General features: G+C 61.1%; 24 protein-coding genes and 1 riboswitch. Of the genes, 14 read left to right on the top strand and 10 right to left on the bottom strand.

Annotated features, from left to right (window positions below; all coding sequences use genetic code 11):
• The first annotated feature begins 63 nt into the window (after positions 1 to 63).
• Positions 64 to 155: riboswitch (glycine riboswitch) on the top strand.
• Between the two features lie 141 nt (positions 156 to 296).
• The 3 genes from gcvT (at position 297) to gcvP (ending at position 4,709) form a co-directional block, all read left to right on the top strand.
• A complete protein-coding gene (gene gcvT, locus GTF44_RS17250; protein ID WP_171561537.1) occupies positions 297 to 1,397 on the top strand; it encodes a glycine cleavage system aminomethyltransferase GcvT in 1,101 nt (366 codons plus the stop codon).
• 16 nt (positions 1,398 to 1,413) lie between these two features.
• Positions 1,414 to 1,776 carry a glycine cleavage system protein GcvH gene (gcvH, locus tag GTF44_RS17245; protein ID WP_171561363.1) on the top strand — a complete coding sequence of 121 codons (363 nt, stop codon included), beginning with the start codon at positions 1,414 to 1,416 and terminating at the stop codon, positions 1,774 to 1,776.
• 95 nt (positions 1,777 to 1,871) lie between these two features.
• A complete protein-coding gene (gene gcvP, locus GTF44_RS17240) occupies positions 1,872 to 4,709 on the top strand; it encodes an aminomethyl-transferring glycine dehydrogenase (RefSeq protein ID WP_171561361.1) in 2,838 nt (945 codons plus the stop codon).
• Between the two features lie 355 nt (positions 4,710 to 5,064).
• Here gcvP and GTF44_RS17235 read toward each other — a convergent pair whose 3' ends face one another.
• On the bottom strand, positions 5,065 to 5,514 hold the full coding sequence (locus tag GTF44_RS17235) for an Lrp/AsnC family transcriptional regulator (protein WP_145215293.1): 450 nt from the start codon (positions 5,512 to 5,514) through the stop codon (positions 5,065 to 5,067).
• A gap of 255 nt (positions 5,515 to 5,769) precedes the next feature.
• On the opposite strand from GTF44_RS17235, the gene GTF44_RS17230 reads away from it, so the two are divergent.
• The 6 genes from GTF44_RS17230 (at position 5,770) to GTF44_RS17205 (ending at position 10,809) form a co-directional block, all read left to right on the top strand.
• Entirely contained in the window at positions 5,770 to 6,615 is an 846-nt protein-coding gene (locus GTF44_RS17230; protein WP_253261291.1) for a transporter substrate-binding domain-containing protein, read from the top strand.
• Positions 6,616 to 6,681: 66 nt separating this feature from the next.
• Positions 6,682 to 7,347 (top strand): ectoine/hydroxyectoine ABC transporter permease subunit EhuC, encoded by a 666-nt coding sequence (gene ehuC, locus GTF44_RS17225; RefSeq protein WP_171561360.1) that lies wholly within the window; start codon positions 6,682 to 6,684, stop codon positions 7,345 to 7,347.
• Positions 7,348 to 7,350: 3 nt separating this feature from the next.
• The gene (gene ehuD, locus GTF44_RS17220) at positions 7,351 to 8,016 is read left to right on the top strand and encodes an ectoine/hydroxyectoine ABC transporter permease subunit EhuD (RefSeq protein ID WP_171561358.1); all 666 of its coding nucleotides are present in this window, start codon (positions 7,351 to 7,353) and stop codon (positions 8,014 to 8,016) included.
• Between the two features lie 4 nt (positions 8,017 to 8,020).
• Positions 8,021 to 8,836 carry an ectoine/hydroxyectoine ABC transporter ATP-binding protein EhuA gene (gene ehuA, locus GTF44_RS17215; RefSeq protein ID WP_301270775.1) on the top strand — a complete coding sequence of 272 codons (816 nt, stop codon included), beginning with the start codon at positions 8,021 to 8,023 and terminating at the stop codon, positions 8,834 to 8,836.
• Between the two features lie 31 nt (positions 8,837 to 8,867).
• Positions 8,868 to 10,013, top strand: a complete 1,146-nt coding sequence (locus tag GTF44_RS17210) for a Xaa-Pro peptidase family protein (protein ID WP_171561356.1) — start codon at positions 8,868 to 8,870, stop codon at positions 10,011 to 10,013.
• Between the two features lies 1 nt (position 10,014).
• Positions 10,015 to 10,809 carry an arylmalonate decarboxylase gene (locus GTF44_RS17205; RefSeq protein ID WP_171561355.1) on the top strand — a complete coding sequence of 265 codons (795 nt, stop codon included), beginning with the start codon at positions 10,015 to 10,017 and terminating at the stop codon, positions 10,807 to 10,809.
• Between the two features lie 6 nt (positions 10,810 to 10,815).
• Here the strand turns inward: GTF44_RS17205 and GTF44_RS17200 are convergent, their stop codons facing one another.
• From GTF44_RS17200 to GTF44_RS17185, 4 genes are all read right to left on the bottom strand, one after another.
• Complete coding sequence (locus GTF44_RS17200; RefSeq protein WP_171561353.1) at positions 10,816 to 11,985, bottom strand: Xaa-Pro peptidase family protein; 1,170 nt, start codon at positions 11,983 to 11,985, stop codon at positions 10,816 to 10,818.
• Positions 11,975 to 13,168, bottom strand: a complete 1,194-nt coding sequence (locus GTF44_RS17195) for a diaminopropionate ammonia-lyase (protein ID WP_171561351.1) — start codon at positions 13,166 to 13,168, stop codon at positions 11,975 to 11,977. Before GTF44_RS17195 ends, GTF44_RS17200 begins: the two co-directional genes overlap by 11 nt.
• Before the next feature lie 2 nt (positions 13,169 to 13,170).
• Positions 13,171 to 14,316, bottom strand: a complete 1,146-nt coding sequence (locus GTF44_RS17190; protein ID WP_171561349.1) for an amidohydrolase — start codon at positions 14,314 to 14,316, stop codon at positions 13,171 to 13,173.
• A gap of 426 nt (positions 14,317 to 14,742) precedes the next feature.
• The gene (locus GTF44_RS17185; RefSeq protein WP_171561348.1) at positions 14,743 to 15,603 is read right to left on the bottom strand and encodes an RNA polymerase sigma factor RpoD/SigA; all 861 of its coding nucleotides are present in this window, start codon (positions 15,601 to 15,603) and stop codon (positions 14,743 to 14,745) included.
• 86 nt (positions 15,604 to 15,689) lie between these two features.
• Here GTF44_RS17185 and GTF44_RS17180 point away from each other — a divergent pair, with 86 nt between their 5' ends.
• Genes GTF44_RS17180 through GTF44_RS17170 form a run of 3 tightly spaced genes read left to right on the top strand, consistent with a single transcriptional unit; the run spans position 15,690 to position 18,715 of the window.
• On the top strand, positions 15,690 to 16,292 hold the full coding sequence (locus tag GTF44_RS17180; protein WP_171561346.1) for a MarR family winged helix-turn-helix transcriptional regulator: 603 nt from the start codon (positions 15,690 to 15,692) through the stop codon (positions 16,290 to 16,292).
• Positions 16,279 to 17,445 carry a P-loop NTPase gene (locus GTF44_RS17175; RefSeq protein WP_171561344.1) on the top strand — a complete coding sequence of 389 codons (1,167 nt, stop codon included), beginning with the start codon at positions 16,279 to 16,281 and terminating at the stop codon, positions 17,443 to 17,445. The genes GTF44_RS17180 and GTF44_RS17175 overlap by 14 nt, the downstream gene beginning before the upstream one ends.
• Positions 17,438 to 18,715 carry a DUF6522 family protein gene (locus tag GTF44_RS17170; RefSeq protein ID WP_171561342.1) on the top strand — a complete coding sequence of 426 codons (1,278 nt, stop codon included), beginning with the start codon at positions 17,438 to 17,440 and terminating at the stop codon, positions 18,713 to 18,715. The genes GTF44_RS17175 and GTF44_RS17170 overlap by 8 nt, the downstream gene beginning before the upstream one ends.
• Positions 18,716 to 18,937: 222 nt before the next feature.
• On the opposite strand, the gene GTF44_RS17165 is transcribed toward GTF44_RS17170, so the two are convergent.
• From GTF44_RS17165 to GTF44_RS17155, 3 genes are all read right to left on the bottom strand, one after another.
• Positions 18,938 to 19,462, bottom strand: coding sequence for a DUF4329 domain-containing protein (locus tag GTF44_RS17165; RefSeq protein WP_171561340.1), 525 nt, complete (start codon positions 19,460 to 19,462; stop codon positions 18,938 to 18,940).
• Between the two features lie 167 nt (positions 19,463 to 19,629).
• Positions 19,630 to 19,836 (bottom strand): cold-shock protein, encoded by a 207-nt coding sequence (locus tag GTF44_RS17160; protein WP_121896372.1) that lies wholly within the window; start codon positions 19,834 to 19,836, stop codon positions 19,630 to 19,632.
• A 197-nt stretch (positions 19,837 to 20,033) separates the two neighbouring features.
• Positions 20,034 to 20,411: a hypothetical protein gene (locus GTF44_RS17155; RefSeq protein WP_171561338.1), complete on the bottom strand. Its 378-nt coding sequence runs from the start codon at positions 20,409 to 20,411 to the stop codon at positions 20,034 to 20,036.
• A 116-nt stretch (positions 20,412 to 20,527) separates the two neighbouring features.
• On the opposite strand from GTF44_RS17155, the gene GTF44_RS17150 reads away from it, so the two are divergent.
• Positions 20,528 to 20,665, top strand: a complete 138-nt coding sequence (locus tag GTF44_RS17150) for a hypothetical protein (protein ID WP_171561336.1) — start codon at positions 20,528 to 20,530, stop codon at positions 20,663 to 20,665.
• Positions 20,666 to 20,924: 259 nt separating this feature from the next.
• On the opposite strand, the gene ettA is transcribed toward GTF44_RS17150, so the two are convergent.
• Positions 20,925 to 22,580 (bottom strand): energy-dependent translational throttle protein EttA, encoded by a 1,656-nt coding sequence (gene ettA, locus GTF44_RS17145; RefSeq protein WP_145215340.1) that lies wholly within the window; start codon positions 22,578 to 22,580, stop codon positions 20,925 to 20,927.
• Positions 22,581 to 23,550: 970 nt separating this feature from the next.
• On the opposite strand from ettA, the gene GTF44_RS17140 reads away from it, so the two are divergent.
• Positions 23,551 to 24,153, top strand: a complete 603-nt coding sequence (locus GTF44_RS17140; RefSeq protein WP_171561335.1) for a nicotinate-nucleotide adenylyltransferase — start codon at positions 23,551 to 23,553, stop codon at positions 24,151 to 24,153.
• Here GTF44_RS17140 and GTF44_RS17135 read toward each other — a convergent pair.
• Positions 24,150 to 25,004, bottom strand: a complete 855-nt coding sequence (locus GTF44_RS17135; protein ID WP_171561333.1) for a DMT family transporter — start codon at positions 25,002 to 25,004, stop codon at positions 24,150 to 24,152. The two genes, GTF44_RS17140 and GTF44_RS17135, sit on opposite strands and share 4 nt — an antisense overlap.
• Between the last annotated feature and the right edge of the window lie 124 nt (positions 25,005 to 25,128).

Raw genomic sequence — 25,128 nt, 5'->3', positions numbered from 1 at the left:
TGAGCCGGCATACGGCGGCATGCAAGCCCCTTGCCGGAATCAAAAATCTGGGTATTTTGGGCGCAGTTCAGGCAGGGAGAAGCTGGCGCATGCGCCGGTGCCGAAGGAGCAACCGCCCCGGTAAACTCTCAGGCAACAGGGACCTGTTTGAGCAATAGAACTCTGGAGAGAGGCGCGGGGACCGCGTCCGCCGAAGGGATAACGATCTCAGGCGAAAGGACAGAGGGGGCATCGAGACGCGCGCATGAGGCGCGGGTGATACGATGCCGGGCCGCGCCCCGGTGACCGGGGGAAACATGGCCGAGTTGAAGCGCCTGACATTACATGATCTGCACGCCGAATTGGGCGGCAAATTCGTGCCGTTTGCGGGCTATGATATGCCCGTGCAATACGCCGCCGGCGTGATGGCCGAGCATTTGTGGTGCCGCCAGAAGGCGGGGCTCTTCGATGTCAGCCATATGGGGCAGGTGCTCCTGCCGCTTGATCAGGACGCGGCGCTTGAAGCCTTGGTCCCGGTCGATGTGATTGACTTGGCGCCCGGACGGCAGCGGTATGGGCTGTTCACCAATGACGCAGGTGGGGTGCTTGACGATCTGATGATCGCCCGACGTGCGGAGGACCTGTTTCTGGTGATGAATGCCGCGTGTAAGGACGCCGATATCGCCCATCTCGCGGCGCATCTTTCGGGTGTGCAGCCGGTGGAGGGCCGGGCGCTCTTGGCGTTGCAAGGTCCCTTGGCTGAGGCGGCTTTGGCCCGCGTGCTGCCAGAGGCGGCCGAGATGCGGTTCATGGATGTGGCGCAGATGGGCTGGCAAGGTGCGGAGCTTTGGCTGTCACGGTCCGGCTATACGGGCGAGGACGGGTTTGAAATCTCGGTGCCGGAGGCCCAAGCTGACGCTTTCGCCCGGGCGTTACTGGAGATGGATGAGGTCGCGCCGATTGGTCTCGGCGCACGCGATAGCTTGCGATTGGAAGCCGGGCTGCCGCTTTATGGCCAAGACCTGAGCGCGGAGATTACGCCGATCGAGGCGCGGCTTGGCTGGGCGATCTCGAAAGTGCGCAGGGCGGATGGCGCGCGCGCAGGCGGGTTCCCCGGCGCGGACCGGATTTTGGCGGAGATGGCCGATGGCGCGCCGCGCAAGCGCGTCGGGCTGCGCCCAGAAGGTCGCGCGCCAATGCGGGCTGGCGTGCCGCTATTTGACAGCGCGGAAGGTGGCACAGAGATCGGGGTTATCACATCGGGCGGCTTTGGCCCGTCGGTGGGTGGCCCGATCGCAATGGGCTTGATCGACAGCGCCACCTCATCCGATGCTGTGATCTATGGCGAAGTGCGCGGCAAGCGCTTGCCCGCCATCCAAACCGCCACACCATTTTATAAGCAAAGCTACAAACGTTGAGCGAGGGAGACGACAGATGAAATACACAGAAGAGCATGAATGGCTGCGCGTCGACGGCGATGTCGTGGTTGTGGGCATCACGGAACATGCCGCGACGCAATTGGGCGATGTGGTGTTCGTGGAACTGCCCGAAGAGGGCACTGAGGTGGCCAAAGATGACGAGGTTGTCGTGATCGAGAGCGTGAAGGCCGCGTCTGACATCCTGGCCCCACTCGACGGCGAGATCGTTGAGGTGAATGGTCCGCTCGCGGACAATCCCGGCATGGTCAATGAAGACCCGACCGGCGATGCCTGGTTCTTCAAAATGAAGATCGCCGACATGAGCGCCATGGACGAGATGATGGATGAAGCCGCCTATAAGGATTTCATCGGAGACTGACGGATTTGTGCATCGCCGAACCTTCGTGAGGGCTCGGCGATCCTTGTGACCGTTCCGAACACTGGCCTTGCGCCGCAGACCTGGAGAGCCCGGATATGACCTGGACGCCCACCGATTACGACCCGACCGATTTCGGAAACCGCCGCCATATCGGCCCGTCGCCAACCGAGATGGCCGAGATGTTGCAAGCGGTGGGTGCGGGCAGCTTGGATGAGTTGATCGACCAAACCGTTCCGGCGGCGATCCGACAGGCCGATGCGCTGGATTGGCCCGCGCTTTCAGAAGCCGAGTTGATCGGCCATATGCGGGCGATTGCGGGCAAGAACAAGGTCATGACCAGCATGATCGGGCAGGGCTATTACAACACCCATACCCCGCCAGCGATCCAACGGAATGTGTTGGAAAACCCCGCCTGGTACACGGCCTATACGCCGTATCAGCCTGAGATCGCGCAAGGTCGGCTTGAGGCGCTGTTGAACTTCCAGACCATGGTCGCCGATCTGACTGGGTTGGAGGTGGCCAATGCGTCTCTGCTCGATGAATCCACGGCCTGCGCCGAGGCGATGGTGATGGCGCAGCGGGTGGCGAAGTCGAAGGCCGCGGCTTTCTTCGTGGACGAGAATTGCCATCCGCAGAATATCGCGGTGATCCAGACCCGGGCCGAGCCTCTGGGTATTGATGTGATTGTCGATGATCCGGCCAATCTGGACGCTACGGCGGTTTTTGGCGCGGTGTTCCAATATCCCGGTACCTATGGCGGGCTTTCGGACCCCTCGGCGCAGATCGCGGCGCTGCATGAGGCGAAGGCGATTGGCATTGTCTGCACTGATCTCTTGGCGCTCACTCTTATAAAAGAACCTGGTGCGATGGGCGCGGATATCGCCGTCGGGTCAGCGCAGCGTTTTGGCGTGCCGCTTGGCTATGGCGGGCCGCATGCGGCGTTTCTCGCCTGCCGCGAAGCTTATAAACGCGCGATCCCGGGGCGTTTGGTCGGTGTCTCCATTGATGCGCGTGGGGGCAAGGCTTACCGGCTGGCTCTGCAAACGCGGGAGCAGCATATCCGCCGCGAAAAGGCGACCTCGAATGTCTGCACGGCGCAAGCATTGCTGGCTGTCATGGCGTCCTTCTATGCGGTGTTCCATGGGCCGCAGGGTCTGAAAGCGATTGCGCAGCGGGTGCATCTGAACACCGTGCGTTTGGCGGCAAGTTTGCAGGCTGGCGGGTTTGCGCCCGAAGAAGAGGCGTTTTTCGATACCATTACGGTGCCCGTTGGTAAAAAGCAGAGCCGGATCATGGCCGCAGCTGTGGCGCGGGGGATCAACCTGCGCGATGTGGGCAATGACAAGATTGGCATTTCGGTTGATGAAACGACGACCGAAGAGCACCTGGCCGCCGTTTGCCGTGCCTTTGGTGTGCTTTTGGCGGGGCCGCAGACACTGCCGGCGATCCCCGATGACCTGCTGCGCGGGTCGGATTATCTGACCCACCCGATTTTCCATATGAACCGGGCGGAATCCGAGATGATGCGCTATATGCGCCGCCTCTCGGACCGGGATTTGGCGCTTGACCGGGCGATGATCCCGCTTGGATCCTGCACCATGAAGCTGAACGCGGCAGTCGAGATGATGCCGATCACCTGGCCGGAATTTGGCGCGATACACCCGTTTGCGCCCGCCGACCAGGCCGAAGGCTATGCAGAGATGCTAGAGGACCTCTCGGCCAAGCTCTGCGACATCACCGGCTATGACGCGATGTCGATGCAGCCCAATTCCGGCGCGCAGGGCGAATATGCCGGGCTTTTGACCATTGCCGCCTATCACCGGGCCAATGACGATGAGGATCGCGATATCTGCCTGATCCCGGTTTCGGCGCATGGCACCAACCCGGCCTCGGCGCAGATGGCGGGGATGAAGGTGGTCGTCGTTGCAGCCGCCGAGAATGGCGATATCGACCTGGATGATTTCCGCGCCAAGGCGGAGGCGGCGGGCGACAAGCTCGCGGCTTGCATGATCACCTATCCGTCGACCCATGGCGTGTTTGAAGAGACCGTGCGTGAGGTTTGCGAGATCACCCATGACTTTGGTGGGCAGGTCTATATGGACGGCGCCAATCTCAACGCCATGGTGGGGCTCTCGAAACCGGGCGATATCGGGTCGGACGTGAGCCATTTGAACCTGCACAAGACCTTCTGCATCCCCCATGGCGGTGGTGGGCCCGGCATGGGGCCGATCGGCGTCAAGGCGCATCTCGCGCCGCATCTGCCGGGGCATCCCGAAACCGGCGGGCTGGAAGGCCCGGTTAGCGCCGCGCCTTATGGTTCGGCGTCGATCCTGCCGATCTCCTATGCCTATTGCCTGTTGATGGGGGGCGAGGGGCTGACCCAAGCGACCAAGGTCGCAATCCTGAACGCGAACTATATCGCGGCGCGGTTGAAAGAGGGCTTTCCGGTGCTCTTCACCGGCAGCCAGGGGCGCGTCGCCCATGAGTGTATCCTCGATACACGACCGTTTGCGGAGGCGGGCGTGACTGTCGATGATATCGCCAAGCGCTTGATCGATAATGGTTTTCATGCGCCAACGATGAGCTGGCCCGTGGCGGGCACGTTGATGGTCGAGCCGACCGAGAGCGAAACCAAAGCCGAGATCGACCGGTTCTGCGATGCGATGATGTCCATTCGGGCAGAGATTGCCGAGGTCGAGGCGGGCACAATTGCGGCCGAGGACAGCCCGTTGCATCACGCGCCGCACACAGTGGAGGATTTGGTGGGTGAGTGGAACCGGGCCTATAGCCGCGAGCAGGGCTGCTTCCCGGCGGGGGCTTTCCGGGTCGACAAGTATTGGCCACCGGTCAATCGGGTCGACAATGTGCATGGCGACCGGCATCTGATCTGCACCTGTCCGCCACTGGAGGAGTATCTCGACGCGGCTGAGTAGGATGCGGTCCGTTTGAGTTCGTCGAGTCACAGGGGGCGGCGATCTATGGCTGTTTTGGCCTCAGATGCCGCCGCCTTTAGGCGTCTAGGCCCACCGGGACAGTTGGGTCGAGCTTCTGGAACCGTGAGCAGGCTGGGCTCCACCGAATGATGTATTCGGTCGGAGAGTCCTGTCTATCGAGTGACCTTCAAGATGGATGGGACAACCGCGGGCAATCGTCAGCAACGCGCATTGACCATGCGACGTTGCTTGATGAGGCAATCTGTGTTTCGCGCCGCAGGTCGACCGGTGCTCATGGCGGCTTCCGCACCAAAAACCGTGCGAGAGGGGGCTGATTTGATCAACGATACGGCGTTCAAAGTATGTCTAGCGACACTTTCACGCGATCCATCACGATCGAAGATGTGAACCGGTTCACATTGGATTCGTCAAAGAAATACTCTTGCGTGAACTCTTCGTATTCTTTGATGTTCTGAACGACGACGACCAGGATGAAATCCGCCTCGCCCGTGGTGTAATAGCATTGCTGCACCTGAGGCGCGCTGCGCATGCGCCGCTTGAAGGCGTCAAGCCGCACGCGGCTTTCGCGTTCCAGCATGACCTGAACGATGACCGTCATCTCGCGGCCCAGCTTCGCCGGTGACAGGACCGCGATTTCCTTTTCAATCAGCCCGGTCTCGCGCAGCCGTTTCAGGCGTTTCTGCACGGCCGGGGGTGACAGGCCAATCTCGAACCCGATCGCTTCTGCGGTCAGGCGCGCGTTGGATTGCACGAGGGTGAGAATCTCTAAGTCTTTGTCGTCCATGGTCACATAAAGATCATGTCTGGCTCTCATAACAACGTTTTTTATCGCCTTGCCGCGAAAATCGACGTCTTGCCTCGCGAAGCCTTCCTACGATCATCGGTGCGAGAAAAAGAAACTGCGCAAAAAGACTGGTGGTACGAGACCTGTTTGTCTGAGCGTTGGCGCCCCTCTCTCTGGCGCTTTGCTTTGCCGACAGGTGCCTTGTGCGGATGTGCTTTGCACGTTCCCCAAGCCACCTCAGGCACGGAGGTAACAATGCCAATGACACCAACCAAACTGTCCATCGCCGCGGGGCTTGTCGTTTTGGGGACAGCTGCGTCTGCGATTGCGGGCCCGCTGACCGACCGGATCGAAGCCGGAGAGCCGATCCGTATCGGCTTCTCGAATGTGCCGATCTGGGGTTACCCCGATGAGAACGGCGAGGCGAAAGGTTTCGTGAACGAAATCGCCATCGGCATTCTGGCCGAGATGGGCATCACGAATATCGAAACCAACGTGACCGATTGGGCGGGTCTGATCCCCGGCCTGCAGGCCGGGCGCTATGATCTGATCACGGGCGGGCTTTATATCCTCAACAGCCGCTGCGAAAACATCGCCTTTTCCGAGCCGATCGGATCGATGGGCGATGCGTTCATCGTCCCGGCGGGCAACCCGATGGGTCTCAACAACTACCAGGATGTGCTGGAACAAGGCGCGATGCTGGTGGCACCTGCGGGGTATAACACCATTGAGGCTGCGCGCCGCGAAGGCATCGGTGATGATCAATTGATGCAGGTGCCTGGGCCAAGCGAAGCGCTGGCCGCTGTGCGCGCCGGGCGGGCCGATGCCGCCGCTCTGACCTATTTCGAAGCCGATTATCTGGCCGAGCAATCCGGCGGCACGATCGACGTGACCAATCCGCAAGACCTGCCGGAATGGACGCTGAATTGGGTCGGTATTGGGTTCCGCTTCAACGACACCGATTTCATGGAACAGTTCAACGCTGCGCTGGCGGACTATGTCGGTACCGAAGAAATGCTGGCCTCGGTCGAGGAATACGGGTTCACCGCCTCGCATTTGCCGGGAGACCGGACGGCGGAATGGGTCTGCGCAAACCGCTGATCAAAACAGGCGGCGGCGGGCCAGCAGGCCACGCCGCTGCCTTACACGCGCGGACAGGTGGGGCCGATGTCGTTTACCGAATTTCTACTACAATACTGGCCTAGGCTTCTTTCTGGGACCGGCATCACCGTGGCCCAGTTCTTGCTCGCGGCTGTGCTCGGCATCGCCATTTCGCTGGTGATGGGGTTGATGAAGCTCTCTGAAAACCGGCTCATGCGCGGCACGGCGATCACCTATATTGAGTTCTTTCGCGGCACCTCGCTTCTGGTGCAGCTCTACTGGATCTTCTTTGTCCTGCCGCTCTTCGGGATCACGGTGGAGAAGTTCACCGCAGGCTATCTCGCCGTCAGCATGAATATCGGTGCATATGGCGCGGAGCTGGTGCGCGGCGGCATCCTGTCGGTGCCCAAGGGCCAATGGGAAGCTGCGCTGGCGCTTAACATGAGCCCCGCCCAACGGATGCGCCGGATCATCCTGCCGCAGGCGCTGGTCAATATGCTGCCGCCCTGGGGCAATCTGATGATCGAGCTGCTGAAAGGCACAGCCCTGGTCTCGCTGATCTCGGTCACGGACCTGATGTTTGAGGCGCGCCAGATCAACAACACGACCTTCCTGTCGGCGCAGATCTTCGGGACGGCCCTGATCATCTACTACATCCTGGCACGTTTCATGGTCACGCCCTTCATGCGCTGGCTGGAGCGCCACATGTCCCGCAAGATGGGGAGGAGTTGAGCGATGCTGGAATGGCGTTGGGAGTTTGTCTGGGAAATCCTACCCCGTCTGATCGAGGCCACCGGCAACACGCTGTTGGCCGCAGGCGGCGGCTACGCGATTGCCGTCGTTCTTGGCCTCGTGCTGGCGCTGGCACAGCGCACGCCTTACCGCGGGCTGACCTTCGTGGTGCGGGAATTTGTGGAGTTCATCCGCTCCACCCCGCTTCTGTTGCAGATCTTCTTCATTTTCTTTGTCGGGCCGCAATTCGGTATCCGGCTCAGCCCCTGGACCTCGGGCATGATCGCGATCGGGCTGCACTATGCCTGCTACCTGTCCGAGGTCTATCGCGGCGGCATCGACAGCGTCGCGCGCGGCCAGTGGGAGGCCGCGACCGCGCTCAACATGACCACGTTTCAGACCTATCGCCGGGTGATCATCCCGCAGGCGATCCCGCCCGCGATCTCAGGGCTCGGCAACTATCTGGTGGGCATCTTCAAAGACACGCCGATGTTATCGGTGATCGGGGTGACAGAGTTGATCCACACTGCCAATGCGATCGGGTCCGAGCATTATCGCTTTTTCGAGCCGTACACACTTGTCGGCCTGATCTTCCTAGCAATCTCACTGCCTGCGGCGGGCCTGATCCGGCTCTTCGAAGGCTATGTGCGCCGCAAAATGGGACTATAAGACAATGGAAACCCTTTCAGATTTCCCGCTTGAACTCACAGGCGACGCAACACCGATGGTCCGGTTTCGCAAAGTGCGCAAAGCTTATGGCGCGCTGACCGTGCTCGACGACCTCGATCTGGATGTGGCGGAGGGCGAAATGGTCTCGATCATCGGCCCGTCGGGGTCCGGCAAAACCACCGTGTTGCGCATGCTGATGACGCTGGAGCAGATCAATGGCGGTTGCATCTATGTCGATGGTCAGCCCCTGACGCATATGCCGAAAAACGGGAGACTTGTACCCGCCAGCGCGCGCCATCTGCGGGCCCGGCGCTGTGACATCGGCATGTGTTTTCAGCATTTCAACTTGTTCCCGCATATGACTGCGCTCGAAAACTGTATGGAAGGCCCGGTGCATGTGTTGGGCATGCCGAAGGCGGAGGCGCGCGACCGGTCCGAAGAGCTTCTGGAACTGGTGGGGATGATCGGCAAGAAAGATCAGCACCCCTCGCGCCTGTCGGGCGGACAGCAACAGCGGGTGGCCATCGCGCGCGCGCTGGCAATGCGGCCCAAGGTGATGCTGTTCGACGAGGTGACCTCGGCGCTTGACCCGGAGGTGATCGGTGAGGTCACCAACGTCATTCGCGGGCTGGTGTCGGAACACAAGCTGACCATGCTGATGGTGACTCACCAGATGGGGTTTGCGCGCGACATCTCGGACCGGGTCTGTTTCTTCTATGGCGGCAAGATCGAAGAGCAAGGCCCCCCGGCCGAGCTGTTCGGCAATCCGCAGAAAGAACGCACGCAGCAGTTTCTGAGCGCTGTGCGAGAAGCGGTCTAACGCCCCTCAAATGGATCGGGAGAAAGGTGCCATGTTTGCAGAGAGATTGACCAGGCTCCGCGCGCATCTCGTGGATGCGGGTATCGACGTGGCGCTGATTACCGATGACGACAACATCTATTACCTGACCGGCTACTACGACTATCTGCATATGGAGTTCGGCCGCCCGACAATCCTGGTGGTGCCCAAAGACGGCCCGACGCTGCTGATCACGCCAATGATTGACCTGACGCTGGCCGAGGCCACGGCAGAGGTCGATCGGATCGCGCCTTGGAATGACGGCGCTGGTGAGGAATGGCGGACGGAGTTGCCGTTGGCGTTGGCCGGGGCCGGGCGGGTTGCGGTCGAGTACGATCACATGCCGCCTTTGGTGCGCCGCTATCTCGATACATTGGTCGATGTTCGGCGCGTCACCAACGTAACACCGATCCTGGCCGAGATGCGCATGATCAAATCGCCGGAGGAACTGCAACTGGCCCGCCATGCCGGTGAGGTCGCCTCCGCGATGATGCAAGCCGGGCGAGACGCGATAGGCGACGGCGTGGCCGAATTCGAGGTGGCTTTGGCGACCTCGGCAGCCGGCGCGCACAAGGCTGCCGCCCTGCTGGAGGTCTTCTACGGTGACACCATCATGTCACCCATGACCCATTTCTTGCAGATCATGGCCTCTGGTCCCGAGATCACCAAAACGCATCACCGGGCCAGCACCCGGATCATGCGCCGGGGAGAGCCGGTGTTCCTGTGTTTCTGCGGCATGACCAATTTCCACCGTTTCAAGCTCGGCTTTGACCGCACATTCTGGATCGGCGAGATCGCGGACGATACGCAGGCCGCGGTCTATGAGGTGGCGCGCGCCAGTCAGCAAGCCGCACTGGATGCGCTCCGGCCCGGCGTGACCGCCGAGAGCGTGCATCAGGCCTATGCAGCGGTGATCCAGGGCGCGGGCTATGATTACCCGTTCCGATGTGGCCGCGCGACCGGGTTCAGTTTCCTGGAACACCCGCAGCTGGTGACCGGCGACACAACAATCCTGCAACCCGGCATGGTTCTGGCCGTGGACGGGTCGGTTGCGACCCCGGAGTTCCGCGCCCAGGTCGGCGACAGCTTCATTCTGACAGAAGATGGCTATGAGCCGCTCACACTGCACCCGAAATCGCTAGCAGAGGTGGTATTGTAACATGTTCAAATCCGGCGACACCGTCGCATCGAAACCCTGGACCGCAGAATTGAACGGCGGGCGCCACCATCGCGCGCAGCTTGGGTTCATCTTCATGTCCACCGATCTGGCGGGTGAACAGGACTTTTTCGACATGGTCCCCGAGGGGGTTGGCGTGCACATCACCCGGCTGAAGACCGAGGATTACACCACCAAAGAAACCCTCGCCCGACATATCGACGCCATGGCCGATGCCGCCGCGCGGTTGCAGCCCGATATGAAGCCTGAGGTAATCAGCTATAGCTGCACCAGTGGGTCGATCGTGAATGGGGAAGAAGCTGTGTTTGCTGAAATCCGCAAGGGCGCCCCCTGGGCAGAGCCGATGTGCCTGGTGACTGGGGTCGTGGATGCGTTGCGCGAGCTTGGCGCACAAAAGCTGGTCGTCGGCACGCCCTATCTGGACGAGATCAATACGGCAGAGGCGGAGTTTTTGGTCGAGAAAGGCTTTGAGATTTTGGACATTCAGGGCCTCAACCTGGAAACCGGGATCGAGTTTGGCTGCGTCACGCCCGCCTATTGGAAAGAGTTCGCGCTGACCATTGACCAGCCTGAGGCGGATGCGATCTTCCTCAGTTGCGGCGGCATTCGTGCGCTTGAAGTGGTCGAGGAAATCGAACAGATCGCGGGCAAACCGGTCATCACCAGCAATCAGGCGCAATTCTGGAGCTGTCTGCGGCGCGCGGGCATCGAAGATCAAATTGCTGGCTTTGGAGAGATTTTCGCGCGGCCCGGCACATCGCTGTTGCCGCGCCGCTGAAGTCAGTCAGATCACCGGCAAGTCACGCGGCGCGCGCCGGGTCAGAAGCTCGGCGCCATCGGCGCGAATGACGATGTTTTCCTCATGCACCATCATCAGCCCGTCGCCATAGCTGAGCGAGGGTTCAAGCGTCAGTACCATGCCCTCTTGCAGTACCGTCTTGTCAAATGCCGCATGGGAGGGTTGTTCGGTCAGTTGCATGCCAAGCCCATGGCCCAACCGCCCGATATCTCCGCCACTGGAATCCATCTCGCCGATCACCGTCGACATGGCCAGAAACAGATCGCGGCACGTGTTGCCGGGCTTTGCGGCCTCAAGCCCAGCTTCGGTGGTCCGCCAGAGCACGTCATAGGCCCGCAGAGCGGCCTCATCGGCCCGGCCAATCGCCCAGTTACGGTCGAAATCGCAGAAATACCCGTCCCAAGTGCAGCCAGTGTCCAGCATCAGGATGTCGCCGGGATGCAGCGGACGATTTGATGGCGGAGAGATCACATCGCCATAGCCGCCCTGATCAGCACCCCCGACCACATAGGGCGCGTCATCGGCCCCTTGCGCCAGGGCCTCCCGGCGGAAGGCACGGAAGACCTCCTCCAACGGCATACCTTCGGCCACAAATGCCGGCACATGTTCGAACGTGGCAGAGCCAATGGCGCAGATATGGGCCAGTTTCTCGATCTCGGCAGGGGATTTCACCATGCGAAGCCCCTGCACCAAGCCGGTTGCATCGGCGACCTGAAGCCCCGGCAGAGCGGACAGCAAGCGCTCCCAATCGCCCAAAGGCATCCGGAGATTGGTTTCATGGCCCTTCGGCACGCCAATCTGCGCCCTTTGCATGGCCAACGGGGCCAGCAGATCGGTGAGCAGGCTGATCCCGTCATCCGTGGGCGCAGGCGCGCTCCAGGTGCGGATATCGTCGAGCCAGCTTTGCCGCATCAGCGTCGCGCCGATCTCGGGGATAACCGCAATGGGTTTTCCGCCGGCGGGCACAAACAGAAACCAGGGTCGGGTCGGGCTTTGCCAGAACAGGGTCTGAAAACCGCTGAAATACCGAACCTCAGCCTCCGTGGTCAGCAGCAACCCCGCGAGCCCGGCTTCGGCCATCCGCATCTGCGCCCGCTCTACCCGGGCCGCATATTCGGCGTTAGGAAAGCCTCTTGCCGGAGCGTCAGGCCGCATCGCAGCCCTCCATGATCCGGTTGAAGATCGCCTGATCCGTCACGCCCTCGGACCCGATCAAAAGCACCCGGGCATGGCTGTTCAGGCCAAGCTGAGCCGCTAAATCTCTGTCGTTACAGGCGGTGATCAACGCCGCAAGGCCGGCCACAGCACTTTCGCCTGCCTCGATCGCCGGGTCGTCACCAAGCGGTTGCGCCAGCAGACGCATCGCCGGGCCAACCAATGACTCTGGGATCGTCAGGAAGTCGGACGCCTCTTCGGCCAGAATTGGCCACGCCAGTTCCGAGGGATCACCGCAGGACAGGCCGGCCATAAGGGTTTCTTCGGCCAGATCGACCTTGGTCGCCTCTCCGCGTCGGGCGCTTTCGATCAAACAGGGCGCCAATTCCGGCTCGACGATGATCACACGGGGTGAGTTATCGCCCCAATGCTGCTTGAAGCTGGCGATGATCCCTGCCGCCATGCCACCCACACCGCCCTGCAGGAACACATGGGTCGGCGCGCTGTCTATCGCCTCAAAAATCTCGTTGGTCATCACGCCATAGCCCGACATCACATCACGCGGCGGCACCGAATAGCCCGGCCAAGAGGTATCGGAGACCACGAACCAGCCATTGGCCTCCGCCTCTGCCTTGGTCAGCCGCACAGACTCGTCATAATCGCCCTCGATCCGGATCACCTCTGCCCCCAGGTTGCGCATGGCAATCGCCCGGCCCTCGCTGACTTCGGAATGGATGTAGATCCGGCAAGGCGCTCCGAACCGTTTACACCCCCAAGCCAATGATCGGCCATGATTGCCGTCGGTGGCCGAGACCAGCATGATCTGCGCGCACTCCTCGGCCAATTTGCCCTGCCGGATGTCGGCGAGGCTGACATCCCGCCCAAGGCGCCGGGCAATCTCGCGTTGCAACACGCGCTGCGCGGCATAGGCTCCGCCAAGCGCTTTGAAGCTGCCAAGGCCAAAGCGGGGTCCTTCGTCCTTATACAAGATTTCGCCCACGCCGATCCTTTCCGCCAGCGCCCGCAGCGCCCACAGAGGCGTCGGCGCATATCCATCCCATTGCGTGATCTCGGCGCGGGCTGTGGCGATACTCTCGGCGGGAATGACCCGAAGGGCAGCATCACCTTCGATGCGGTTGGCCGCCACATGTTGCATTTGCGCAGGGGGGAGAAGCTCAGTCATGTTTAGTCCTGTCTGACGGGGAGACGGTCGCGGATCAGTTCGGCCCAAAAGGCCGCCCCGATCGGCAAGAGCGCGTCATTGAAATCATAGGTATCCGCATGCAGCGGTTGCGCGTGTGGCCCTGTCTCGCCATTGCCGAGCAGCAGGAAACAGCCCGGAACAGCGGTGCAGAACTGCGCAAAATCCTCGGAAAAGCTCATCGGTGGACAGTCCGGGATAACGTCGAGTCCGGCGGCACTGCCCGCACGGATCACCGCCTCGGTCGGCGTGGGCGCATTGATTGTCTCCACGAACTCGGCGTTGAAGCTCATCGTGGCTTGCACGCCATGCGCCGCGGCGACACCATCAACAATCTGCCGCATAAAGCCTGCAACCGCCTCCCGATCCTCCGGTCGGCGGGCCCGTACATCGCCCTTCAGCGTCACATGGCCGGGCAACACATTGCGCTGCCCATCGCTTAGAAACTCCGTGACCGAAACGACCGCGCCCGCACCAGGAGAAAGCTTGCGCGAGATGATGGTTTGCAGCGCCAGCACAAGCTCAGCCCCTACGGTCATGACCTCTGCGCCGACATGTGGCATCGAGGCATGGCCGCCTTGACCGGTGAGCTCGATCCGAAACAGGCTTTCGCTGGCACAGATTTGCCCGACCCTTGTCGAAACCTGACCCAACGGCGCGCCCGGCAAGTTGTGGATCGCGTAGACCTCGTCTAGCGGCAGTTGCGCTAGCAATCCCTCGTCCAACATCGCCCGCGCGCCGCGGCCCTGTTCCTCATCCGGTTGGAAGATGAAAACAACTGTGCCGTCGAAATCGAGGCTCTCGCTCAGAAGCTCCGCCGCGCCTAAAAGCATTGCCATATGGCCGTCATGCCCGCAGGCATGCATCACGCCCGGAGTCGACGAGATATAATCATGGTCGCTTTGTTCCTGGATCGGAAGCGCATCCATATCGGCCCTGAGACCGATCGCGCGGTTGCCGCCCCCGGCGCGCAAAATGCCGATCACGCCAACACCTTCCTGCACCTCCAGTCCAAGAGCGCGCAGATGTGTTGCGATCTTGGCCTTCGTCTGCCGCTCTTCAAACCCTAGCTCAGGGTTGCGGTGGAAATCGTGGCGCAGCGCCGTCAGTTTTGTGAGAAGATCAGTCATACAAGTCCCAAGCTATCACAATCGAAGTATTGCGGTTTTGGGTTGCGCAAGACTGTCAAAGATACCCATTTTGGAGATTAAAACTATCTCCCTTGGTGGCGTTTCTTGATTGTTTTCGGAGCGGATCGCGTTGCGGGGCAGTAAATGTTGACTGTCCGTCGGCGCCACAACCTGGTCAGAGGTTGGGCGGCCACCATCGGATTGCCTCGGAATCTACCGGCCATAACAGCCAATAGTACGGACAGAGTGGATACAGGCATCGGAATCGGCTGCTGGTGCCACAATATGGGCGGTTGCGCTGTTGCCGCCCAATGATCCTGGACCGATTGGGCAGACGCACGTGTTCACGTCATCTGGCTGTTCGGTGGCGACTTGGTGCAGTCTGGCGGGTCTGTCCCAACATCACCTTATGTGGCCCGTGTGTATTCAGGTGAAATATTCCGGCCCAAAGTTCCGCAGGTACATACTCTCCCGCAGGCGCTCGAAACCGCGTTCGCGTAACTGTCGAATCCGTTCCCTTGAGACGCCGTATTGCGCACCGAGACACTCAAGCGTCGCGGGTGGGTCATGGAGTTGGGTCGCGACGACGATATCGCGTTCCCGGTCAGGCAAGCCGGATAAGGCATCGACAAGCGCCCGGCGTAGTGCCGTCGCTTCGAGCTTCCGCAGCGGCGCGGGATCCTCGAGACTGTCCGGATCAACCAGAAGGGCGATACGGTCTTCCCCATCATCGCCAAGGGCGGGTGCGTTCAGGGAATGATCGCGACCGCTGATTTGCGCACGCAACTCAGCAACCCGTTCGATATCTATGCCGAGCGCCTCGGCGAGCCGTTTGTCGGCCTCCGCGCGGCTAATCCGCGGCCCGGTTGCCATCTCTGCCTCAAGAGCCGCGATTTGCGCCGCTGCCTTGCGGGTCTGCGCGGAGTTGGGCCGCTTGACGATCGACTTGTTGGCGCGTGCATAGTCCTGAATCTCGGCACGTATCCACCAGATCGCATAGCTGGCAAAGCGATTTTCGCGATCGACATCGAACCGGTCGGCGGCCTTCATCAACCCGATATTCGCTTGCTGCATCAAATCCGGATCAGCCTCTCCAGACCCTCGCATGAAGCGTTTCGCAATCGACGCGGCCAAGGGGGCAAAGGCATGGATCAGCTTGTCGCGGGCGCGCCGGTCGCCACGGTCTTGCCAGGCGCGAACCAGATGACGTTCCTCCTCCGCGGAGAGCATGTCAGCACTGCGCTTGCGGCGCGCGTGGCGGCCGAAATTGGGGACAGGTTTGTTCATAGGCTCGGACTCATTTAGTATCGAAGCGAAACTAATCAGATCGGCCCGGTGTTGTCAAAGTGATTTCGATTCGATACCAGTTGACTATGATCAATGAACACCAGACGCCGGATCGAATCGCTGAATTGCTGGTCCATGTGGGCCGCGCTGCGCGCAGCGAGGATGGACGCTCGGAACTGACGGCGGCGCAGTGGACCTGCTTGCGGTTCTTCGCGCGGGCCAACAGCAACACGCGGACGCCCTCGAATTTCGCCAGTTTCCAGGCGACGACGCGAGGCACGGCCTCGCAGATAATCAAATCGCTGGAAAGCCGGGGCCTGATTGCCAGACGGCGGTCGGACCGGGATGGGCGGAGCGTATGCTTCGACTTGACAGAGGTCGGGCAAGGGATGCTGATGCAAGATCCGCTGCGCGATCTGATGGGTGTGATTGATGAGCTTGGCGCCAAAGAGCGCGACCGTTTCTTGGAAACACTGTCGCGACTGGCGACAACGCTTGCCAGCCTGAGGGAGGTTCCGTCTTTCGGCACCTGCGACGATTGCAGTCATTTCTCATCTGACGGAGGCACGGCTTATTGCGCCTGCATTTCGGCGGAACTTGCCACCGAGGAAATCGACAAGCTGTGCGCGAGTTATCGCGGACCAAGCCAGACATTGAAGACGGAAGGAGAACGGGATGACCGGGCCTGAGCAAACCGTGGGACCCCGCATGATTGCGATCAGCAGCGGCAAGGGCGGGGTCGGCAAATCGACGGTCACCGCCAATATCGCCGTCGCGATGGCCGAGGCAGGCCTGTCCGTTGGCGTGGTGGATGCCGATATCTATGGTCCGTCGATCCCAGGCATGCTGGGCATTCCGGGTACCAAGCCCGCCATGACGCCGCAGCAAATGGTGATCCCGGCCGAGGCGCATGGCGTGAAGGTCATCTCCATGGGGATGCTGACCGATGATGACAAGCCTGCGATCCTGCGCGGCCCGATGGTCACCAAATATCTGCAAATGTTCGTCAAGCAGGTCGATTGGGGCCAGCTTGATGTGCTCCTTTTGGACCTTCCGCCAGGCACCGGTGACATTCAACTGACGCTGGCGCAGGCGTTTCCGCTCGCGGGTGCCGTGGTGGTCAGCACGCCGCAAGATGTGAGCCTCAAAATCGCCCGACGCGGGTTGCGGATGATGGAACAGGTGAATGTGCCGATCCTGGGCGTGATCGAGAATATGAGCGGGTTTACCTGCCCGTCCTGCGGAACGGTCACGCATATTTTCCACCAAGGCGGCGGAGAAGCCATCGCGGAGGAATTGGGTGTGGCGTTTCTGGGCAAGGTTCCGCTTGATCCCAATGTCGTGGATTGCGGCGACGATGGCACCCCTCTGGTCAAGGCCGCTCCGGGCAGCCCGGCGGCCACGGCTTATCGTCAGGTCGCGGCGGCATTGGCACAAACCGACGATAGCGCAGGGGGCATTGCGACGCCCTTTGCCTGGTCGATCGCCGATGGCGCTGGCAAGCCGATGCCAGCCGCACCCGTCACCGGGGGGGCGCCGGACAAGCTGGCGGCATTGGACCATGACGATGGCGGCCTGACGCTGCGTTGGGCCGATGGATTTGAACAGCGCCTTGCCCAACGCGATCTACGCCTGGCCTGTACCTGTGCCCAATGTCGTGACGAGATGACGAGTGCGCGTCTGCTGGACCCCGACACGGTGCCGCTCGACACACGGATCACGCGGATTTGGAGCATCGGGAATTATGCGCTAGGCCTGTCTTTCACCGATGGGCACGACACTGGCATCTACACGTTCAAGGCGCTCCGCGCGTTGCAGGGGACGGAGCTTGAAGATGTCTGACCCGACAACGCGGCGGCGCATTCGGGCCCAAAGCTCGGCAAGCGATGAAAACGCCATGGGCTTTGTTCTGGATGCGCCTCTGCAATCCGGCAGCCCACTCCGCTTTGATGCGCCGGACGGCCCGCCGCTGGCGCGGGCGCTTTTCGCGATCCCTGGCGTGCGGCGGATCGAGGTGACGGGGGCAACGATCTGGGCAAAGAAGACCGAAGCCGCCGATTGGGACAAGCTGAAGCCTGCCATCGCCGCCGTCATCCGCCACGTGCTTGACGAGACTGAGACCCCGCTCCTCTGGGAAGACGCCCCGGACGACGCTGACCCAGATGCGGTGCTATTCCGAGAGGTTGAGGATTTGCTCGACCGTCAGGTCAATCCCGCCGTCGCCGCCCATGGTGGGCAAATCTCGGCGGATCGTGTTGAAAGCGGGACGGTTTATCTGCGCATGTCCGGCGGTTGCCAGGGCTGTGCAGCCTCGTCCGCCACGCTGCGCGAAGGCGTCGAACGGATGCTACGCGCCGCCCTGCCGCAGATCCGCGAGATCGTGGATGTGACGGATCATGCTGCGGGCAGCAATCCGTTCTATGCGCGCGACGATGGTCCGTCGCCGGTGCTGAACCGGCCCGTTCCGGAGGGTGTGATCGATTGGGACGATGGGCATATCATCGTTGACCCGGCGTATCTTGCGCCGAAGCTTGGCCTGACAGCAGATGCATTGCGCCTGGGTCTGCAGCTTGGCGATGTCACGGGCGTGACCGAACGCGGCGAAGGCGCGGATGCGGGCAAGACTCGAGTCATTATGCGCACGACCACCCGCGCTTGGGCCGCAGAGGTCTTGAGCGATGGAACGGCGCGAGAAATCCCGCCGCCGCGCGAAACCGATGCCGCCGTGAACCGGGAGCGTGAGCTTGCCGACCGGGTGCGGGCCTATCTTGTGGCGCGCGCTCCGAGCCAAGCGCCGGTCACCTATGGGGCGCTGGCGCGCGCGCTTGGGCTTTGGGCGCCGGGCTCCGTCCGCAAGATCACGCGTGCGCTTGAAACTACGATGCGGGAGGACGCGGCGGCAGATCAGCCTTTCATCGCTGCTCGCGCTGTCAGCCGCGGACAAGGCAGCTTGCCCGGCAAAGGCTTCTTTGAGTTGGCCCGCAGCCTGTCGCGAGGACCGCACAACGGCGAAAGCGATCAGGACTTCTATGACAGCGAATGCGACCGCCTCAATCAGGCGCTTGTCGATGCGGGTGACCAGATATCGAGCGCTGAGAGCCAAGTTCGGTAAAAGAGGTTTGGAACCTGGGTCGCGTCTCCGCTAAAGAACGACGGTCGCACCTTCCGACAAGCGGTCAACTGCCCGTTTGCCTGTTGCAAAACACGCCCCTGTGCGCCGAACGACAGAGGCGCTCATTGCGCAACTCAGGTCAGACGGTAGAAAGCTGCGCGAGATCAGCCGAATATCTTCAGTCAGCTCTCCACCGAGGTGTCGCGGGGTGTCTTGGAGATATCACCGCTGACCGAAGCGCGCGCGGAGGCTTTCAAGGGTATAGCTCTTGGCCACCGGCCCATGCTCTTCGGGGAAGAAATTCGGGTCTGAGGGCAGGCAATCCCGGCCACAGACTTGATGCATATTGCCGGTCTGACCATTCACAAACCAGAGCCGCCCGCCCGGGGTTGAGACCCAGCCATTGACGCCTTGTCGCATATCCCCCTCAACATCGACTGTGGAGGGGACCTCCCCATCATACCCCTCGCCCCAGGCCGCATGTGTGTGCCAGGAGGAGATCACCTCGACGCCCGGTGGGACCGGTAAGGAGGCGCAAGAGGCATTGGTGCCCCAACTGACCTTCGTGCTGTCGAGTTCCCCGGATGGGCGGCGCACCACATAGCCGCAGACCTCGCGATTAAACTCGATCGAGAGGGGGTTCATATTCATATAGAGCGCGGTGATAAATTCCGTCTCTTCGGCGCTTTGGGCCTGGGCAAAGGGGGCGGTCATCAATGTGACAACGCAAGCCAGGATCAATCGCATCGGGGAATCTCCAGTAGATAAGACAATACTTAAACGATAGCGGCTATGTCTGATTTTGCCAGTCATTTGCCCAGCCAGAGCTGCAACGGGCAAAGAAAAACGGGCGCAGCCATATGGCGCGCCCGTTCGAAACTCTCAACTTGCCAGAAACGGCAAAAACCTGTCGCTTATGCCAGGGCCAGGTTGGTCGCGCTTTCGCGGCCGTCACGGCCAGCTTCGACGTCGAAGGTCACTTTCTGACCATCGTTCAGACCGGTCAGACCGGCGCGCTCAACGGCCGAGATGTGCACGAACACGTCGCGCGAACCACCTTCGGGCTCGATGAAACCGAAGCCTTTAGTTGCGTTAAACCATTTTACGGTGCCATTGGCCATCCGCTTTTCTCCTTTAAAATCAACTGCCCGCGTGGTGCGGCAGCGACGGCGTCAGTCAGTAGCAGGTCGAGTCGTGCGCCTATGGTGGGGAAACAGCGGGTCGAATTGCGGTAACGGTCGCAGGGCGCATATGGGGCGCATTTGGTCACAAAGCAAGAAAATTCGCCCCGGCTTGGCGATCTCTTGCTGACCAAAACTCACCGCCGGACGATGGTCATGGCTGATAAGGCCAAGAGCGCGACCGCGCATGTGGCCACCGCGATCCAGCCGAAATACCAGAGCTGCCCGGCGGCCTCATCGCTGGCAAAGGAGGCCGCGAACCGGGCTTGTCCAGTCATCGTCAGCCAAAACGCCAGCCCGGTGGCCAACGCCAATCCAGGGATGGCGAAACGCGCCGGAAGTCGGCTCGCGAGTGCTGAAAGAAGCAAGCCCAAGACCAACCCGATCCAGGCGACCTGCGTGTCCCACCAGGGGTGCGCGCCCATGGCTCGGGTCAAGCCCAGATGAGCGGCAAGCGGCACCAACAGACCGGCGATGAATGCGGCGATGGCGGATCGGAGAAACGGGCGGGTCATAGGGCCGATCATATAGCCGCCCAATCGGTGAAGCGGAAGGGCGTGGGCGCCGGTCGCGGCGCAGTGGGCTGGCTTGGTGGCATTGGTTTGCGGCGGGTCATTGGATGGCTCCTTTCATGGATCAGACATGGGGCGGAACCGGCGCCGGGGCAGAGATGTTACGCCAATCTGGCGTCGATGTGAGCAATCGTGCACGTCTGTGCATGGCCGCAGGTCTGGCCTGCGGTTGGTTGCGCGTGCTGGGCCAGGTATGACCCGAAGCCGTGCCATAGGGTGGTGGCCCGAGATCGCTGCCGACCATCGGACTCTCGAGTATCGAGGGGTGCGGAGAAGTAAGTCGCTCCGCTGCGCCCGAGCTGACCAATGCCTACGCGTTGAGGTGCACCAAGTGGAATCACCTAAAAATGCAGTTGCGCAAGGTTGCCTGCAAAGAACAGTCGAGTTAGGAGGCCATATCTAGCCTCTGGACGAATGGACCAGATAGGCGGAAAGATTTACCTTCCAGTCGACTTCTTACCGCACAAATTTCTTGTACTTCACCCGTTTTGGTTCCAGCGCGTCCGGGCCTAGGCGACGTTTCTTGTCCTCTTCATAGGCGGAGAAATCGCCCTCGAACCATTCCACATGCGCCTCACCTTCGAAAGCTAGAATATGGGTGCAAATCCGGTCGAGGAAGAAGCGGTCGTGGGAGATGACCACGGCGCAACCGGCGAAATCGACCAAGGCGTCTTCAAGCGCGCGGAGGGTTTCGACATCGAGGTCGTTGGTCGGTTCGTCGAGAAGGAGCACATTTCCGCCCGAGCGCAGGAGCTTCGCCATATGCACGCGGTTGCGCTCGCCGCCTGAGAGCATCCCGACTTTCTTTTGCTGATCCCCGCCCTTGAAGTTGAAAGCCGAGCAATAGGCGCGGGAGTTCATTTGGGCGTCGCCCAATTCGATGATCTCGGCCCCGCCAGAGATCTCTTCCCAGACGGTTGCGTCACCTGACAGCGCATCGCGGGACTGATCGACATAAGCGAGATCCACTGTGTCGCCGTATTCGAGCGTGCCCGCATCGGGGGCTTCTTGACCGGTCAGCATGCGGAAGAGCGTTGATTTACCGGCACCGTTCGGGCCGATCACGCCGACGATCCCACCCGGGGGAAGCGCAAAGCTCAGGTCCTCGATCAGTTGTTTGTCACCGTAATGCTTGGCCAGCCCATCAACCTCAATGACTTTGCCGCCAAGACGCGGCCCATTCGGGATGATGATCTGCGCCCGGCTGAGTTTCTCGCGCTCGGATTGGCTGGCGAGGTCGTTATAGGCGTTGATCCGGGCCTTCTGTTTTGCCTGACGGGCCTTGGCACCCTGGCGGATCCATTCGAGTTCCCGCTCCAAGGTCTTCTGCCGCGATTTGTCTTCGCGGGCCTCTTGCGCCAGCCGTTTGGCCTTCTGCTCCAGCCAGGCGGAGTAATTGCCCTCGTAGGGAATGCCCCGCCCGCGGTCGAGTTCCAGAATCCAACCGGTGATGTCATCAAGGAAATAGCGGTCATGAGTGACGATCAGGATCGTGCCTTTGTAGTCGATCAGGTGCTGTTGCAGCCAAGCGATGGTCTCCGCGTCCAGGTGGTTGGTCGGTTCGTCGAGGAGTAGCATATCGGGCGCTTCGAGAAGCAGCTTGCAGAGCGCCACGCGGCGGCGTTCTCCGCCCGAGAGGTGCTCCGGCATCGCCTCATCGGGCGGGCAGCGCAGCGCCTCCATCGCGACATCGATCTGGCTGTCGAGATCCCAGAGATTGTTGCTGTCGATCTCATCTTGCAGTTGCGCCATCTCGTCGGCGGTCTCGTCGGAATAGTTCATCGCGAGTTCGTTGAACCGGTCGAGCTTGGCCTTTTTCTCGGCAACGCCGAGCATCACATTGTCGCGGACCGAAAGGGTTTCGTCGAGTTGCGGTTCCTGTGGCAGGTACCCGACTTTCGCGCCCTCGGCGGCCCAGGCCTCGCCCGAGAAGTCTTTATCCAGGCCGGCCATGATCTTCATAAGCGTGGATTTACCCGCGCCATTGACCCCGACAACGCCGATTTTCACACCGGGCAGAAAGCTCAACCGGATGTTTTCAAAGCATTTCTTGCCGCCTGGATAGGTCTTGGAGACACCGTCCATGTGATAGACATATTGATAGCTGGCCATGCAGGGATGCTCCGTCGGAAATCTGGGTTTTCCGTTACTTAATGGGGGCGCGGGCGATGGGCAATCATCGGATGCCGATTTTGCTCTGTGCGTTTGGGCAACGGTTTTCCGCCGATCTGAACCAGAGTCGAAGTTCGATGTTGCGACTCTACCATTGGCTGGCTAGGACAACCTCACTTGAACCCCTCTGAGAGGAAATCCAATGAACTGCTCCATCGCACAGGTACGAGGCCTTCACGGCCAGACCCCGTAGACGCGGCGCGACAGCAGTTCTGTTCGAAGGCCGCCCATGACGCGGCCTTTTTTCATGTCTTCCGTTCATGTGGCGGCTTTCCATCAATTAAATGGAGAGCACGAAATGACCCCTCAAACGATCAGATTCAGGCGGCGGAGCTTTGGCAGTTTGCTGCGCGCTCTGGGGAGCCTGTTTGGCCGTTCCAAGACTGCCAAAACAGATGTGTCTCGATCTGCCGATGTCCCCGATTACTTGCGGGCCGATGTCGGGTTGTTGCCACAGGCCCGGAGGGCGCGAACCACGGATCCGCCGCAGATCAACCCATATAAGTTGTTCTAACTCTGAAACGATGAGCGATTGGGGCCGAGCCGAGAGGGTCGGCCCCATTTTTGCGAGTTAAGGCCCGCAGAAGGTATTGCGCGTTGTGGCACTGGGTTTTCGACCGGGGCGGTTGTCGGCCACCTTCTGCGACGTTCTTGGTCGGCGGATGTGACTCCAAGGCTGGCAAAGAGACTGATTGGACGTCTCGCGATCGCGGTTCAGGCAACCAGCATTGGTTTTCATCTCTGCGGTTTACGCAGAGAATGGCCCGATTACCTTGACGCGACGATACGGCAGGTCGGTGTCATACGATTTGCTCAGATTCAGTGGCGCCGCAGCGCCGAACCGGGGAGGGGATGGATTGACAGCGCCCCACCGACAACCCATCAAAGCCGTCGTGTCCAAGGGGAACTCATGCGATATTCGTTGCCTCATGCTGTCGAGGGCCAGGCCATTGGCCTGTTCGGGGGGTCCTTCGATCCGCCACATGCGGGCCATGTGCATGTGAGCCGCGAGGCGTTGAAACGGTTCGGTTTGGACCGCGTTTGGTGGCTGGTTTCCCCTGGAAATCCCCTCAAAGCCGAAGGGCCGGCGCGTCTGGAACGCCGAATGGCGGCCGCGCGGAAACTGGTGCAGCATCCGCGGGTCGAGGTGACCGACGTCGAGGCGCAGCTTGGCACGCAGTACACTGCCGAGACGCTGGAGCGGCTGTTTGCGGCGTATCCAGGCGTGCGGTTTGTCTGGCTGATGGGGGCCGACAACCTCGCCAGTTTCCATCATTGGCAGCGGTGGGAGTGGATTATGCGCAATGTGCCTGTCGGTGTCATGGCGCGCCCGGGGCAGCGTATCTCGGCCAGGACGTCAAAGGCGGCCCAGGTGTTTCGCCGGTATAAACTGCCTGCCTCCGCCGCGCCTGGTCTGGCCTGGTCCGAACCGCCGGCCTGGTGTTTTCTCAACGTGCCGATGGTGGATGTGTCGTCGAGTGAGATCCGCGCGCGCGGTGATTGGGTGCGTTAACGCGCTTTGCCTGCAGGCAATGCCAAAGAGGCCAGGCCGGAGATCAACAGCAGAGCCAGCCCAGTGAGGGCGAGCATGTCTGGGAAATCATTGAAGATGAGCCAACCGAGGAACGTCGCTGCCACGAGTTGGGTGTAGACAAAGGGCGCCATCGCGGAGGCCGGTGCCAACCGAAGTGCGATGACCAGCAGCAGGTTGCCAAGCATGGAGCCAAGCGCCGAAACCGTTGTATAGGCCGCGACAGGCGCGCTGAACGCAGGTAGGGCCGTCAGGCCGAATGGGGCCAGAACCAGTGCGCCGATCATCAACTGAGAGAAAAGAAGCGCCCGGGCGCGCGCCGCGGTCGCCAGCCAGCGCGATGCTGTGAGGAAGGCCCCATAACAAAGCCCCGCCAAGACCGCGAAGCCAAGCCCTGGGGTCATGCCGAAGCCGGGTTTCACGACCAAAAGCACACCGATGAACCCGACCAAAAGCAAAGTGGTTCGACCGCGCGAGATCGGCTCGGCCAGAAGCCACGCGGACAGAAAATAGCTGATGATCGGGCCGACGAAGAATGCGCCGAAGACATTGGCGATCGGTTCAGTCTTAAGCGCGGTCAGGATTGAGGTGATCCCGGCCACGACCAGCAAAGCACGCAGCCAAATCCGCCAATCCAGAAACAGGCGCGGCGGGGTGAGATGCAGAACGAAGGGCGCGAGGATAACCGCGCCGAGCGCAAACCGGCTCCAGGCAACGAAAACCGGTTCGGCCCCGTAGGTCGTGGTTAGCAGTTTTCCGGCGCTGTCTCCCATCGGGATCAGGGCCATCGCGACCAACATCAGGGGAAGCGCGCGGAGCGTGTCGGATTTCATGATCCCCGCATATGGGGTTTTTGTGACCGCTGAAAGGGTTGAGCGGCGTCCCGGCCTGCGGTTTAGTTGCGACAGAGTTCCGAGGTATTTGATCAGATGATTTCACGGCGCATATTTGTAGGCG

The sequence above is a fragment of the Roseobacter sp. HKCCD6576-2 genome, assembly GCF_013179285.1.
GTDB lineage: Bacteria > Pseudomonadota > Alphaproteobacteria > Rhodobacterales > Rhodobacteraceae > Rhodophyticola > Rhodophyticola oceani.
Note: the sequence above shows the minus strand (reverse complement) of the source record. Positions and strands in the feature narration are given on the sequence as shown.